We start from the raw sequence: 14968 nt of genomic DNA on the forward strand, positions 1-14968 counted from the left end.
TTTGCTTATTCATTCGGATATGATTTTCCTACTCTACAATGTCTTATGTTAATTAGTTTTGCTTCCCTTTGTCTTCTCAAGTACTTTTATATTCTGTATGGCTGTGTGAGGATAATTGCCTGTATTGTCTTTTTCTGCAGATTTTACCATGTCCCACACTGTCAGCAGTGCGATAGAAACACCAGTGAGTGCTTCCATTTCCACTCCTGTTCTTCCAACAGATCGGACTTCTACAGTGGCAGCTATTGTTCCTTCATGGAAGGAAAAGTTTACATCTACACCTGTTATAGGTATCTGATGACACATTGGTATCATTTCCGGGGTTCTTTTTACTCCGAGTATAGCTGCAGTCCTGGCAGTTACCAATACGTTGCCCTTTTCTATAGTGCCATTTTTAATTCTCTCAATAGTTAGGTCGGAGAGTAAGATCTCGCCGACAGCTGTTGCATATCTTTCAATGATATCTTTACCACTGATATCCACCATTATGGCTCTGTCATCCTTCAGATGGCTTAGTTTTGTTTCCAAGAGAACCACCATCAATTCAATCTATACGCAGTTTTTGCCGCTGCTTATAGTCCTCAACTGTGTTCTCCAACTTTTGAATAAGATCTTTTGCCTCATCCAATGTCAACTTGAGTATTTCCTCATCTTCATCATGGATGATTATTATCCTTACTTTTTTTCTCTCGATATCAACTATGATCTTTCTGCCCTCATCTTTTGCCATATATATCACTCCCTCATCACATCAGTTATCTTGTCTATTATATCGGTAGCAAGTAATCCATATCCATTCTCTTTAAATGCAAGGTCCCCCGCAGCTCCGTTTATATATGCAGCACAAGCTGCAGCTTTCATAGGTGTATTGGTAGCTAAAAGTGCACCTGTGATCCCTGCAAGCACATCTCCTGTACCACCTACGCTCATTCCTGCATTACCTGTTCTGTTTAGTAGAACTTTCCTCCCATCTGAGATTATATCTACCACTCCTTTGAGCAGGGTAACTAATTTCTTTTCTTTGGAAAATATCATTACTTCTTCTATTCTTTTATTTAAGTCCACGGCGGTTTCCATTTTCCTTATACGTGCAAACTCTCTTACATGGGGTGTGATCACTATTTCAGAAGCACCGCTATCAGCATTTTCCAGGGCAGACAATGCATCTGCATCGATCACTAGCTTTTTACACATGGGAATTATACTGCGCACAGTTTCAATCACTTCCTCTCCATTCCCAAGCCCCATACCCATAACTATCACGTCATGCTGATGTGCAAGCCTTGATATCAGAGGTATATCTTCAATGCACAATCTTTGATCTGATAAGCAACGTACAATAAGGTCAGGAGAGAAAGATGCAATTATACCGGCTACATTGGATGGAGCTGCCACTGTTACTATATCAGCTCCGGTTCTAAGTGCTGCCAAGGCTGTCAGGGCAGGAGCTCCCGAATAAGCTCCCCCGCCTATTATGAGTATTCTGCCAGCTTGTCCTTTGTGTGAATCGTGACTTCTTGTATTCAGGCTTCTCAAGTTTCCTATACCTATAAAACTTTCAGCATGAGCACAAACACCTATATCTTCAATTCTTACTTCTCCTGTATAGCAGGACATCATAGGTGTATTCAATTCTTTTTTCATTTTATGGAACGTAATGGTAGTGTCTGCTTTGACGCATTTTACAAGTTCATTATTTGCGTCGATTGTTCCCGAAGGCACGTCAATGGATATCACATATTTCCCAGACAAATTTATTAGATCTATCGCTGAAGCTTCTAGCTCTCTTATCTTTCCTGTCATGCCGGTTCCAAGTATTCCGTCAACTATGATGTCAGAACTGTTTATCAGGTCTGATAGCTTTACGTCTCCAGAGTCTGTTATTTCGTTTATACTATTGGTCTGGCAATGTCTAAGCAGCGCAAAGTTTCTCTTTGCTTCTTCAGTACGGATTGAGGCTGCATTTCCTAATAGTATGACATTGACCTGGAATTGTGGGAATTGACAAAGGTGACGTGCGGCTACACAGGCATCCCCTCCGTTGTTCCCTCTGCCTGCAATCAGCAATATTTTTCCTCCGGAAAAATGGTCCCTTATAGCTCTTGATATTGAACAACCTGCGTTTTCCATGAGCTGAATGGGTAAAAGACCAAGCTGTGCACAATTTGCATCAATGGCTTTCATTTCTTCCCAGATAATAGAATCCATAGTTATCTATTAATCCATTGTTTACATTCTATTTATTCATTCATATTTCCCTTATCCAGTTATTATTGAAATATCGTGTTTAATGGGCTGAAGATCATGGAGGTCGTTCTATTAACGCCAACACCAAAGAGATGAATGTTATTGACAAGTCTAAAATAAAACCACTTTATTTGGTCCTGGGCAGCGGTAGTTTAGGTTTCGCTCTTGTGAAAGAACTCAAGGAACGCGACAAAGAATTATTTATTGTAGATAAAGACCCTCAAAAGGTGGAAACCCTTAGAGAAGAAGCTTATGATGCCATTGTAGGAGACATCAGTGATCCGGAAGTTCTGGAAAAGATCAATACTAAAAACTTGGCAGCTATTATGATCCTTAGCTCTGACCCTCTTGCTAATAAAGCTGCGTTAGCGAATATACGGAAGAAAGTTTCGCCGGATGTTTACTGTGTAGCCAGGGCCTCAGATGCAATCAATATGCAGGAAATGGAAACTCTTGGAGCTGACCTTGTGATCATTCCTCCCAAGGTAGTGGCAAAATCCCTCGCAAGATCTCTGGAAAGAGCAGAGTCCATGTTAAGGGGAAACAAACTTGTCCAGTGGTTCAATGGGTTGAGGGGAAAGACATTGGCAATAGTCGTGCACAATAATCCGGATCCTGATTCAATCTCAGGTGCTCTTGCTTTACAGGAGATAGCTAAGAGTTTTGATGTGGTTTCAGATATTCTATATGGTGGGGAGATAGGCCATCAGGAGAACAAAGCATTTGTCAACTTGCTGGGTATAGACCTCTTCAAGATGGAAGACCGTGATATCTCAAATTATGACAAAATTGCTCTTGTAGATTGTGCAGTTCCCGGTGCCAATAATAAATTGCAGCCAGGCACTCACATCGGTGCTGTCTTTGATCACCATCCTCTCGGTGATACACATATAGATGCAGAGTTCATTGATATACGTCCTAATGTGGGGGCTTCAGCAACCATTCTTACAAAATATCTTCAGGAACTAAATATTGATATCGACCAGAAGCTTGCAACTGCTTTACTCTATGGTATCCGTACCGATACTCTGGACTTTAAGAGAAATACGGATTCTTCAGACCTTTCTGCAGCATCTTTTTTGTATCCTCTTTCGGAACACGATATTCTGGACCAGCTGGAACGCCCTTCAATGTCTACAGAAACTTTGGATGTCTTGGGTGAGGCTATTCTCAACAGACGTGTGTATAGCGGTTATCTCATTTCGAACGTAGGCACTATACGGGACAGGGATACATTACCTCAGGCAGCAGACTACTTGCTGAACCTCGAAGGGATCTCTACTACCCTGGTCTTTGGTATATCTGAGGATACTATCTTTATTTCTGGAAGGAGTAACGACATACGTGTTAACCTTGGGGATGTAATGAAAAAGTCATTTGGTGAAGGTTCAGGTGGTGGCCATGCCAATGCTGCAGCTGCACAGGTCTCTCTTGGTTTGTTCAGTGTTGCAAAAGACAGGCAAATTTTGCTTAAGCTTGTGGACGAATCGGTTGTTAAAAGGTTCCTTAATGCGGTGGGTGTGGAAGAATCAAGCAAGAACTAGTCTGTTAAGGACTAATTTCTTTTTGTTTTTTATTTTCCTAAATTCGGTCGTCGTTCTCTATTGGTTTTTTTATGTCTTTTGCTGTTACTGAGAGTTACTATCTGTTACTATCTCAATCACACATACATAAATATACATATTCATTCTTTAATATACACACATTTATAAATACATATACGCACATCTATATATATACATATATACATATCTATTTATGTGTATGTCTATTTTGCAACTACTGGTTATCTTTTCAATACTTATGAGATTTATGTTTCTTACATTTTCATATCTATTTATATATACTTCTTTTTTTCAAGGTCATTAAACATATGTATGAATTTGCATGGACAGGCGAATGAATCTTTTCATAATTGTATGATTGATACTATGCTGTCCCCGATATCTTGATTACTTATATTATATCAATAGGATCTCAATGTCATTTTCAGAGCGATACAAAGATCTTCTGATCCAAGATGCAAGAAAGGAACTGCACCGGGCAACTGAAATAAAAGCTGGATGCATAGCTTCAATGATAAAAGCCATAGGCTTCTCATGTACTCAATGCGGGAACTGTTGCAGAGGTGATCATAGCGATAACCGTGTAATGCTCCTGCAGCAGGACGTTTTACGCATATCTAAATGCAGTGATTTATCTGCTTCAGAATTTTCATTGCCTTTTATTCCTGCTGAAGCTGAGAATGCTCTCAAAGGAATTTCAGATCCCTCAGATCTAGTCCCATTCATTGATAGTGAAGGGAATGTTCACAGCTTTGGTTGGATGCTCAGGCGTAAAAATAATAGTTGTTGCCTTTTTCTTGAAGTTGCGGGTCTATCTTCCAGGTGCAATGTTTATAATCATCGGCCTGCCCTATGTCAGACCTATCCTTTTTATATGGAAGATTGTAAGCTTCATACGTCAGAATGTGAGGGGTTGGGGTCAGATATATCTTATTTTGATAGTCTTACATTTGCAAGGCTGGTACTAGATAGGTATATACATGAACTTGAAGAGCGTATTCTGGTATATCAGCGCTACGAACATTTTGAGCCAATGGGAAAAAATGTTGACTTTTCTCTGGAAAGGTTCAAAAAGGGGCATGTATTCTATATAGTGCATGATAGTGAAGGGACCCATCGCAGATGTGAGCGTCTGTGATCCCTATATATAGCTTTATTTATAATGAAATATTAGAACGTTGATCACCATGTCTGAGAATATCAACTATCCAATGACTATTGCTGAGAAGATCTTCTCTAAAGCATCAGGAAAGGCCGTGAAGGCAGGGGAATTTGTACTTGCAAATATCGATCGTGCAATGACCCATGATATCACGGGTCCTCTTGCAATAGATGGTTTTTATGAGATCATGGCAAGTAAGCAAGAGAAGAAAGTGTGGGATCCCAGCAAGATAGTGATCATTTTTGATCATCAAGTGCCGGCAGATTCTCTAAATGCTGCAGCAAATCACATAAAACTTCGCAAATTCTCTCAGGAGCAAGGCATACTGAACTATGATGTATATGAAGGTATCTGCCATCAGATCATGCCTGAAAAAGGGCATGTAAGGCCTGGAGATCTTGTAGTGGGTTCGGATTCCCATACTTGTGCATATGGAGCTATTGGTGCTTTTTCTACTGGTATAGGCTCTACGGACATGGCAGCTGTCTTTGCCACAGGCAAGCTATGGTTCAAGGTACCTGACACCATCAGGTTCGAAGTGGAAGGTAAGTTGCCAAAAATGGTCTATTCTAAAGATCTCATATTGCACCTAATTGGCGATATAGGTGTAGAAGGTGCACGTTACCAGGCTGCAGAGTATGCAGGATCGACTATCCACAGTATGTCTATCTCAGAGAGGATGACCATCTCCAATATGGCCATAGAAATGGGTGGAAAGGCTGGTATTATCGAAGCCGATGAAATTACTGCCGCTTACCTTGAGGAACGCATTCCTGATTATAAATTTGATCCATACTGGAAACCAGACGATGGTGCAAAATATTCTGAGATCAGGAAATATGATATCTCCAAGCTCGAACCACAGGTTGCCTGTCCCCACAACGTTGACAACGTGAAGCCGGTTACAGAAGTGGAAGGCACAAAACTTGATCAGATATTTGTGGGTTCATGTACCAATGGCAGGTTTGAAGATATTGAGGTAGTAGCAAAGATCATGGGTGATGAGCCTGTTGCCAAGGGTGTCAGGTTGCTTGTCATTCCTGCTTCCAGGACAGAATACCTGAAAGTCCTCAAAGCCGGTTATGTAGAGCAGTTCATGGAAGCAGGTGCCATTGTGGAGGCTCCGTGCTGTGGTCCATGTATGGGCGGCTCTTTTGGATTGCTAGGCGATGGTGAGGTCGGGCTTGCAACATCTAACCGTAACTTCAAGGGCAGGGAAGGAAGCCCCGCTTCTTTTGTCTACCTGAGCTCTCCTGCAACTGCTGCCGCATCAGCCCTTACCGGTGAGATCACTGATCCAAGGAAGGTCTGACGCAATTAGACCAAAAGAGATAAATACATTTCTTCAGTGATATTTTGGATAAGACGTTGGTTATACCAATACCCGTCATATTGGATGGATATATTCCAACGTCTTCACATTAAATTCTATTTTTGATCAACAGGGAAAACTTTTTACATAAAGACCTCTTCATTGCTTTTGCTTCGTATTCTTTGAGCCGAGGTGAACTATGTCTAATACTGATCTATCTATCCTGAATGAAGTTTATGATATTATCTATGACCGCAAATCGAATCCTATAGAAGGCTCTTATGTCTGTTCCTTGCTCAATCATAGGAAAGGTATCAACAAGATACTTGAGAAGGTCGGAGAAGAGGCGATTGAAACAATTTTAGCAGTTAAAGAAAAAGAAAAAGACCAGATCGTATGCGAGTCGTCCGATCTGATATTCCACATGTTGGTTATGTTCGCGGCACTCGATATTTCTCTGGAGGATATTGCCCAGGAAATGAGAAAGAGGAGAAAATAAACACCTCTTTATTATCTTTTCTTCTCTGTCAGAGCTATTCTGTCAGTATACTGCAAGCTCGTGCAGTACATCTGTTTTTGAAAGTACACTTTTTGGAACGCCATCATAGGTTACTATGATGAATCCCACTCCATGGACATTAAACAGCTTAACGGCATCTATCAGGGAAGCTTCTGAGTCAATAGTTACCAGATCCATTGCCATTATGTCTTTAACTTTTGCATCCATACTTCCCTTTGCAAGGGCTTGCCCAATTTCCTTAAAGGTAATTACTCCTACAATCTTTCCCTCGTCTTCTACGGGAGCACCATGTATGTTACTCTGTGAAAGCATCGCAGCAGCATCTTTTATGCTGGTATTCAAGTTCAATGCAATGAAATTTTTGCTGGAATAATATCTTACAGGCTTTTTAGGCAGAGATATCATCTCATTTATTGAAAAAACAAGTATATTCTCGGTATCGTCCCTCCCCACTATCTCTCCTCTTACTATAAGCCTATTGACCGGAGTTGGTCCCATCTGTAAAAGGTCGCCCTGTTCAAATGTTCTTATGTTGCCAAGTACTTTTATCATTCCATGGCAAAGGTCAGGGTGACGTACAGTAGTAAAGCTGATCTCTGCTACAGTTGCCCCTTCTACGACTTCTCCATTCCTGTAGATGGGTACCATCGCTTCATTCTCCATCATCGTGACATTTAAAGCCTCGTAAGCCTCCCCGGTTGCCTTATACCCTCCTTTTGGACCAGGCACTCCTTCCACAAGTTCAAGCACTTTTAAGGATTGCATCTGGTTTCTGACCGTGCCCGGATTTCGGTTGATTATTTCTGCTATTTCTTCACCTTTTATCGCGCGGTCTTTCTCCCTCTGTAGATTGATCAAAGCAATAAGTATGTCTTTTTGGATAGGTGTGAGCTCCATATGATCACCATTCGTCTCTTAGAAACTTAAAATATAGTACTCCACCCATATATATATAATTGAGTATTTTTCATCAATGTTAATTATATTCTATCCGCAGAACAACAATTATATACGTCATTATGCCTTGAACTTCATACAGGTAAAGAAACAATGATATTCGAGAAGATTCCTACTATCCGTACTTCTGATGAACTAATAGATAAAGCTTTCAGAAGAGGTGTAAGGGCAGCAACTGGGAAAAAATCAAGTAGCAGGGCAAGCTTCCTTGACTCCCAGGAGTCTATGCTGCTAACTTCAGCAAATATATTGACCGATAATCTGGCCAATATCAGCAAAAAATTCCCTAACTTTGATGAGCTGTCTGGCTTTTATTACGAACTTGCAGATATACTTGTAGGGGTGGACAGATTACGTACTTCCCTTTCCAGAGTAGCATGGACAAGTGAAAAGATACATGATCTCACCAGGGAGTATGTAGGTCGGATGCGTGGTAGCCCAACACCGGAAAACTTACGCAAACAATGTTTCGGTCGTATGGGGTCGTTGATGGATTCCATAAGTAAAGAACTTTTACTCTTAAATGAAGCCCGCAATATCCTGCGCAAACTTCCGGATGTCCATGAAGAGCCAACGATCGTTGTGGCGGGTTATCCCAATACTGGTAAGTCCAGTTTTGTAACAGCAGCAACGAAAGCAACTCCTGAAGTTGCTTCTTATCCATTTACTACTAAAGGGATATTAATAGGTCACTTTTCAATAGGTGATCAAAGGTATCAGGTTATCGATACGCCTGGTCTTCTGGACAGGCCAATGTCCGAGAGGAACGATATTGAACTGCAAGCAATTACTGCTTTAAAACATCTGGATGCAGTGGTGCTCTTCCTTATTGATGCAAGCGAGAATTGTGGTTATACCATTGAGGAACAAAAAAACCTGTTACAGGAAGTAAGAACTCAGTTCGATCTGCCGATACTTGTAGTATCCAACAAATCTGACCTTCCCCATTTTCAGGACTTAGAGTTCACAGACATGTCCATGTCCACATCTACTGGAGAAGGCATCGAAGAAGTACTAACTACACTTATTGAAATGATCACAGAAAAAAAGAGTGACAGAATTGTCGTTTAAATTTAACTTCTACAGCAGAAGTCTCCTTCCTCGCTTTCATCAGAAAGCAGGGAGGGGTAGTTCACGTAAGCACTTTTTCCATTATTTCCAATGCTTTATGGATGCTTGGCATAGATGATGCATAGGATATCCTTATGTGTCCATCGCCTTTTTCTCCAAAAGCTGTGCCTGGCACCACTACCAATCCATTGGCTATGAGGTCACTGGCTACTTTAGTGCAATCATCCACTTCAGGGAATGCATAAAAAGCTCCTTTAGGAACCACGCATTTAAGTCCCAAGGATCTTAGCCCGTCTATCAATACGTTCCTACGCCGCAGGAACTCTTCTCTCATCTGGGTCACTGAGTCCTGGGGTCCGGATATGGCTGCAAAAGCTGCTTTCTGTGCAATTGAGTTGGCGCATGCCTGCACATACTGATGAACCTTCAGCATCTCTTCCACATATTCTTTCTTAGCGGCCACATATCCTATTCGCCACCCGGTCATAGCATATGTTTTGGAAACGGCATTTACAGTTATCACATTGTCCGTGAACCTGGCAGGGCTGACATGCTCTCCTTCATATATAAAATGCTCATAGACTTCGTCAGAGATTATGGTAACATTCTTGTCATCTGCTATCTCTGCAAAGGCTTTCATATCTTTCTTACTTTGTACTGCACCGGTAGGATTCGCCGGAGAATTGATTATCAATGCCTTTGTCTTAGAATTAACTCTCTCCATTATGGTTTCAGGACGAATGGTAAGTTCATCATCCAAGGGAATATTGGATACTTTTCCTCCCATCATGTTCACAAGAGCGTTGTAGGACACAAACCCAGGATTTGCTATCATCACTTCATCACCTGGGTTTACAAGAGAGGCGATGGCAAGTTCAAGAGCTTCTGAAGCTCCGGAAGTGATAATGATCTCTGAAGGATCAACGGCAAAAGAGTTCTCTTTTTTAAACTTCCTGCTCAATTCCTCTCGAAGTTCTGGAATTCCAGGGCCAGCTGTATATGCGGTGAATCCCGAGTTTATAGCATCGATAGCTGCTTGTTTGATGTGTTGTGGTGTATCGAAATCAGGCTGTCCAAGTCCGAGATTTATCGCATCTGAACCCGCAGCTTCGAACATCTTCCTTATCCCTGATATGTTCATATTGAGGACCCTGTCAGCAAACTTTGACCCAGACATATTCTTCCATCCTTTATTCCAGTTTATTATGTCTTGATTTGAGGTCCTCTTCAGAAGCACCTGTTATATGGATCAGTTCTGCTATGATCCCATCGAGGAAAACAGTTGCAGATGTCTCAAACGATGTGCCAAGGGGTGTAAGGTATGCGAACTCTCCTTTCAGATGTCTTTCAACATACTCGCCGGCATCTTCCTTTGTTCTTCCTGCTATCTTCACTACAGTATCGGATATTTTTCCTAACGCCGAATCCTCGTTAGAAGTAATAGTGATGAGTTTAGCACCTATCTCTTTTGTGGTCTTTCCCAGGTTAGCCATAGAAATTGTCTGCCCAGAGCCAGATATGGCAACGACCACATCTTCTTTTGTCACTGCAGGTGTTGTTGACTCTCCTACTACATAAGCTGTAAATCCAAGGTGCATAAGCCTCATAGCAAAGGCTCTTCCTACAAGCCCAGATCTGCCAGCTCCCATAACAAATATTGCTCGCGCATTTACTATATGCTCGAGCATTTCTTTGATTCTTTGTTGGTTAAGTTCAGTCACTACCTTCTGAAGATGTTTTGTCATCATCTCCATTGATGAAATCAAATACTTGCATCCAGTTACTTCTAATCTTTTTTGTATCATTTTCTTGCTTCCTTTGTGCTTAGAAATTTGATGTATTCCTGCTCTCATCCTTATAGGTTATATTTTTCAGTTTCCATTCCTCTATGTTGCACAGTTCCTGATACAATCTCATAATATTGGCATAATCGCCTGCCCAGTATATATCAATGAGTACATTTGTTTCTTTCAGCTCTTTAAATATAGAATCTGCCAGATATATCAGTGCCTGATTACTTAAGAAGGGGACATTAAAAGTTGCCCGATACCCCCCTTCAAATTTAGCATAGGATATCAATACATATCCATAACTTTCATAAACAGTGATGTCCTCAAAGCTGCAAATTATCTCTTTTTCGTGGACTGCTAGCTTGTCAACATTAGATATACACGTGAGAACTTTCCAGATTACTGTCCCAGGAGCAGTTCTCCCAAACCATACTGATATTTTTCCATAACTACACACCACATTAATGTCATCCCTACCCATTTCCATGGTACAGAGTGATTGAGTAGGAGATATTGTTATTCTACTATTATCTGCAGGTTCCATCTTGGTCACAGTTTGCATCTATCATCAGCTCTCATTTATGAGCTGATAGGAGTGCACTAATCATATTTCGATCTTTTTTAAGTGTTTTAAGCTGATCTGCGGGTCCAACTACTGTAAGCCTTGTGCGGACAGTGTGCTTCTTAAGTAGCTTTCCAAATATTGAGGTGTCATCTTTTGATGGATAACTCTCCATCTCTATTCCTGTGAATCCGTCCGGATCAATCAGGGTCATTGTCATTTCTATGAGGCTTGCCTCCTCTTCAGGTGTTAGACCTTTTTCCAGGACAAGGATCTTGCCGCTTCTGACCTCATCGATAATGAATCTAACTTTCTCAACCGGGGCCATCTCAGCCAGTTTTTCTTCAGATATAAGGTCCATCTGGATTCCCTGCATTTGCATCACCCAAACCTTTTTGCAATCTCTTCATAGAGGTTGTCTATATTCTTTCCTTCAAGTGCTGATATGGCTACCATGGGGTGCTGAGGGAATGCATCTCTTATAGTGGACGGGGACGATTCAGGGAGATCTATCTTATTGGCAGCTATTAAAAGGGGTAACTTCCTTGCTTCCATATTGCCTATCACTGTGACGTTTACCTGGGTGTACGGGTCTTCGGTGGCATCCATCACAAGTATGACGCCGTCAAGATTGTCAAGCCATTTCACCGCTTCAATAACTCCCTCAGTTGCTTCTTTTGCTCTCCTTTTTGCCTCGTTTTCTTCCATTCCATGTTCCATAAACTCATGAAAATCTATTTTAGTGGCAAGACCCGGTGTGTCTATTATATCGAGGGTTATAGAATGCCCATTTGCCTTGATCGTCACACCTTCGCGGCGCCTTGCACGGCGGGTTTCATGTGCTATATGGGACACAGAACCCATTGCATCTCCTGTCCAGTCGCGCAGAATGCGATTTGCAAGTGTAGTCTTTCCGGCGTTAGGCGGACCATAAATGCCTATACGTGCATTCTTTTTTCTAAATACCTTTTTAAAAAAGTCAGAGAAATTCTGCTTGAATGATGTAATTACGCCCATTTATTCCCTCCTGGAAATCCAGCTCATGAAACTTGAAATGTTATTTTTCTATAATAATCCTTTGATTTATAAAAATCATATATTCTGGTTCTGTTTTTGTACTTCTCATTCATGTGAGGCAGCCATAGCTGAATTTATGGCTATTTCTGCTATGTTAGCTCCGTAATCGCCAGTCCTCTCTATACTGTCCATAACAATGCCTAATGCAACAATTGCTTCATTGGATTCTATCTTCAAAATGTACTGATCAAGCTTATTTATCTTTAACTTCAGTGCATGTTCTCTTTCTATCACTTCATTTGCCAGTTCAGCATCGTGGTTATAGAGGGATTCAATGGCATCTTCAACTATCTGACGGGTTGCCTCAGTAGCTTTTTCTATCATTCCCATTATATTGTCTGGAATCATATAGTCCATATGCATTGCCATATTAGCTATCTTCTGTGCATGATCTGCAATGCGCTCAAGCGGGCCTGCAGCCATGCGAAGGTCGTGATATTCATCTATTGATGTTTCAGAAGTGTCGGGAAGCTTTGTGCCTTTAAGTACTGCACGGAATTGTTTTGATGTCAGAAGGAATAACCTGTCAACATCATCATCTCTTTGTATCACGTCAAGTGCCAGGTCCTTATCATTGGTCTTAAGTGCTCTGATAGCATCTTTTTGCATAGAGTTGGATAAAAGGAACATTCTTCTAACGCTCTTTTTAATTGATATCTCATTGGGATTAAGCAGATCCTTTATAACAACTTTTTTTCCAGTTTCTTCAATTATCTCGGGCCCGATTAATTTGTAACACATCTCTCTTATGATGTTCTTTTGTTCAGCCAGCATTCTCTCTGACTTTATTTCTAATATGTCCGCCCCTACCAGGTAGGCTGCTATGATATCTCTTATCAGGATATCTCCCATCCGGTCAGTTACATCAAGCTGTGTCTTTTTTATTGGTGGAGTATCCTGGATGGGGTCTATCACGAGCTTACCGTCCGGTTGTGGTGAAAGTGAGAGACGGCTTCCAGTCCTTATGCCCACTTTGTCTGCCCATTGCTTTGGCAACGAAATTATGTAGGTTGACCCACCGGTTTGTTGCACCTTTCTTATCTCTATAACAATCCCTCATTTAGTCAGGTTTATAGGATATATAGAAATTAGTTTTGTATATATACATTTGTCCAGTACAAGCAATCTATTATATATCTCCTTGTATTCTTTTAGTTTCTCAATAGCCTGCCCATAAACTCTTATGACTATGTTCTTCGTAGAAAGATCATGCCCTGGATATGCATCATTGTTTCATCGGAATTTTTTTACAGTTCAGGTTGGGGCATTGATCTGTGTGGGAGTTTTGATCAATGAGTTTTCCAGGGAGTATATCAATAAAAATTGATGTATCTGGCAGCTACTTCTATTGTGCCAGCCGACATATTAAATAGGTACTAAAGCACCTTTGTCCATTACTCATTGGTGAAGGTATGAATATGAACAGCAAGATCATAGAAGGTGTAGAGATTACTTGGCTTGAGAATGCTTGTTTCAGGCTTCGTGGGGAAAATGTAACTATATATTTGGACCCACATGGTTTATCAGGCAATTTTCCTCTTGAAGATATGGCAGATATCATCCTTCTTACCAGCGAGCATCCTCGAAGCTTTGATCCGGACTCCATACGTATTGTAAGGAACAGCAACACAACCACGCTGTTACCAGAGAATATAACCCTTCAATTCAGGGGTGATGCAAGACGTGTTGAAGCAGGGGATGAACTGGTAGATGATCTCTGTATCAAAGGCATTTCTATAGAAGTAGTGCCTTCCTATAGGCCGGATGCTACGGAAGGAGCAGGTGTCGGCTATATCATAACCATTGGTGGTAAAAGAATATATTATGCAGGCTTTACAGGTTTTATCCCTGAGATGCAGACAATTTCAGCAGATATTGCCATGCTTCAGATTGGTGAGTGCACCATGAATCAAGAACAAGCCACAAAAGCTGTATCTATGATCTCACCTCAAATTGTCATTCCTGTATACTATAAATGCGCAGATATTCCTGATGCTAATATAGCTGCTAATATACAGACTTTCAAAGAAAGTGTATCGACAAAAGTTCCCCATGTAGAAGTGCTGTCTTTTCAAGAGTTCTAATTTGGTATTGCAGCATGTCCCGTTTTAAACAAAAAGGTAAGAATCTTGCAAAGGAACTGGCCATGGAACGTATTCAAAGGCTCTTTGAATTGGCGGATGCGGAGCACAGTTCAAACCCAGCAAGGAGCGATGCATATGTTTCGCTTGCAAGGAAGGTTGGAATGCGTTATCTTGTGAGATTCCCTCGGGAGTTGAAGGTACGATATTGTAAAAAATGTGGAAGTTATCTTGTTCCTGGTAATAATTGCAGGATACGTCTCAAAGGAAGATATATCGCAATAACCTGCCTAAAATGCGGTGGTATCAAACGTTATATCTACCACTCTGCCATAGCTTCAGAGCCTTCAGCTGATAAATCGGTTTAACAAATGTACGATCAAATAGGTAGTAATGAATATTATAAGGCCCATAATAGTATATAATAAGATATTTCTATATACCACCTTTTTCTCGGATCCCGGATAAATGCCCATTCCTCCCCCTTTACAGCTCTTTGAACCGCATCCGCTACATCCTGTAGCAGGATTATCAGCTATTGTTTTCTTCTCTTTTCGGACCATATGAAGAATGACCTTTTTTTCTGTCATATTCTCATATCCAGTAAGGTATATATCATAAAAT

17 protein-coding genes are annotated in these 14968 nt (G+C 41.0%); 7 read left to right on the top strand and 10 right to left on the bottom strand.

The genetic code is table 11. The annotated features are described in order from the left end of the window. Nucleotides 1-48: 48 nt before the first annotated feature. Genes moaC through METHO_RS00955 form a run of 3 tightly spaced genes read right to left on the bottom strand, consistent with a single transcriptional unit; the run spans nt 49 to nt 2208 of the window. Nucleotides 49-540, bottom strand: a complete 492-nt coding sequence (gene moaC, locus METHO_RS00945) for a cyclic pyranopterin monophosphate synthase MoaC (RefSeq protein WP_394296204.1) — start codon at nt 538-540, stop codon at nt 49-51. A gap of 4 nt (nt 541-544) precedes the next feature. After that, nucleotides 545-730 carry a hypothetical protein gene (locus METHO_RS00950; protein ID WP_015323646.1) on the bottom strand — a complete coding sequence of 62 codons (186 nt, stop codon included), beginning with the start codon at nt 728-730 and terminating at the stop codon, nt 545-547. A gap of 5 nt (nt 731-735) precedes the next feature. Beyond that, entirely contained in the window at nt 736-2208 is a 1473-nt protein-coding gene (locus METHO_RS00955) for a bifunctional ADP-dependent NAD(P)H-hydrate dehydratase/NAD(P)H-hydrate epimerase (protein WP_015323647.1), read from the bottom strand. A 131-nt stretch (nt 2209-2339) separates the two neighbouring features. On the opposite strand from METHO_RS00955, the gene METHO_RS00960 reads away from it, so the two are divergent. The 4 genes from METHO_RS00960 to hisE all read left to right on the top strand — a co-directional run bounded on the left by METHO_RS00960 (nt 2340) and on the right by hisE (nt 6785). Further along, nucleotides 2340-3791, top strand: coding sequence for a DHH family phosphoesterase (locus tag METHO_RS00960; protein WP_015323648.1), 1452 nt, complete (start codon nt 2340-2342; stop codon nt 3789-3791). Between the two features lie 436 nt (nt 3792-4227). After that, nucleotides 4228-4950 carry a YkgJ family cysteine cluster protein gene (locus METHO_RS00965; RefSeq protein ID WP_015323649.1) on the top strand — a complete coding sequence of 241 codons (723 nt, stop codon included), beginning with the start codon at nt 4228-4230 and terminating at the stop codon, nt 4948-4950. 49 nt (nt 4951-4999) lie between these two features. After that, on the top strand, nt 5000-6286 hold the full coding sequence (locus tag METHO_RS00970; protein WP_015323650.1) for a 3-isopropylmalate dehydratase large subunit: 1287 nt from the start codon (nt 5000-5002) through the stop codon (nt 6284-6286). 199 nt (nt 6287-6485) lie between these two features. Further along, a complete protein-coding gene (gene hisE / locus METHO_RS00975) occupies nt 6486-6785 on the top strand; it encodes a phosphoribosyl-ATP diphosphatase (protein WP_015323651.1) in 300 nt (99 codons plus the stop codon). Nucleotides 6786-6827: 42 nt separating this feature from the next. Here hisE and METHO_RS00980 read toward each other — a convergent pair whose 3' ends face one another. After that, nucleotides 6828-7703 carry a CBS domain-containing protein gene (locus METHO_RS00980; protein ID WP_015323652.1) on the bottom strand — a complete coding sequence of 292 codons (876 nt, stop codon included), beginning with the start codon at nt 7701-7703 and terminating at the stop codon, nt 6828-6830. Between the two features lie 153 nt (nt 7704-7856). Here METHO_RS00980 and METHO_RS00985 point away from each other — a divergent pair, with 153 nt between their 5' ends. After that, a complete protein-coding gene (locus METHO_RS00985; protein WP_015323653.1) occupies nt 7857-8834 on the top strand; it encodes an NOG1 family protein in 978 nt (325 codons plus the stop codon). Nucleotides 8835-8895: 61 nt separating this feature from the next. Here METHO_RS00985 and METHO_RS00990 read toward each other — a convergent pair whose 3' ends face one another. From METHO_RS00990 to METHO_RS01015, 6 genes are all read right to left on the bottom strand, one after another. Continuing rightward, nucleotides 8896-10011, bottom strand: a complete 1116-nt coding sequence (locus tag METHO_RS00990; protein ID WP_015323654.1) for a pyridoxal phosphate-dependent aminotransferase — start codon at nt 10009-10011, stop codon at nt 8896-8898. Nucleotides 10012-10024: 13 nt separating this feature from the next. After that, nucleotides 10025-10639, bottom strand: a complete 615-nt coding sequence (gene hxlB, locus METHO_RS00995) for a 6-phospho-3-hexuloisomerase (RefSeq protein ID WP_015323655.1) — start codon at nt 10637-10639, stop codon at nt 10025-10027. Nucleotides 10640-10658: 19 nt separating this feature from the next. After that, complete coding sequence (locus METHO_RS01000; protein WP_048831183.1) at nt 10659-11168, bottom strand: hypothetical protein; 510 nt, start codon at nt 11166-11168, stop codon at nt 10659-10661. Nucleotides 11169-11199: 31 nt separating this feature from the next. Then, nucleotides 11200-11562 (bottom strand): DUF2073 domain-containing protein, encoded by a 363-nt coding sequence (locus tag METHO_RS01005; protein WP_048831184.1) that lies wholly within the window; start codon nt 11560-11562, stop codon nt 11200-11202. 5 nt (nt 11563-11567) lie between these two features. Further along, nucleotides 11568-12203, bottom strand: a complete 636-nt coding sequence (locus METHO_RS01010; RefSeq protein WP_015323658.1) for an Era-like GTP-binding protein — start codon at nt 12201-12203, stop codon at nt 11568-11570. Nucleotides 12204-12308: 105 nt separating this feature from the next. After that, nucleotides 12309-13295 carry a phosphate uptake regulator PhoU gene (locus METHO_RS01015; RefSeq protein ID WP_015323659.1) on the bottom strand — a complete coding sequence of 329 codons (987 nt, stop codon included), beginning with the start codon at nt 13293-13295 and terminating at the stop codon, nt 12309-12311. 386 nt (nt 13296-13681) lie between these two features. Between METHO_RS01015 and METHO_RS01020 the strand changes: the two genes are divergently transcribed. Beyond that, a complete protein-coding gene (locus METHO_RS01020) occupies nt 13682-14347 on the top strand; it encodes an MBL fold metallo-hydrolase (protein WP_015323660.1) in 666 nt (221 codons plus the stop codon). Between the two features lie 14 nt (nt 14348-14361). Beyond that, a complete protein-coding gene (locus METHO_RS01025) occupies nt 14362-14712 on the top strand; it encodes a ribonuclease P protein component 4 (RefSeq protein ID WP_015323661.1) in 351 nt (116 codons plus the stop codon). Nucleotides 14713-14968 lie beyond the last annotated feature (256 nt).

The sequence above is a fragment of the Methanomethylovorans hollandica DSM 15978 genome (assembly GCF_000328665.1).
Classification (GTDB): domain Archaea; phylum Halobacteriota; class Methanosarcinia; order Methanosarcinales; family Methanosarcinaceae; genus Methanomethylovorans; species Methanomethylovorans hollandica.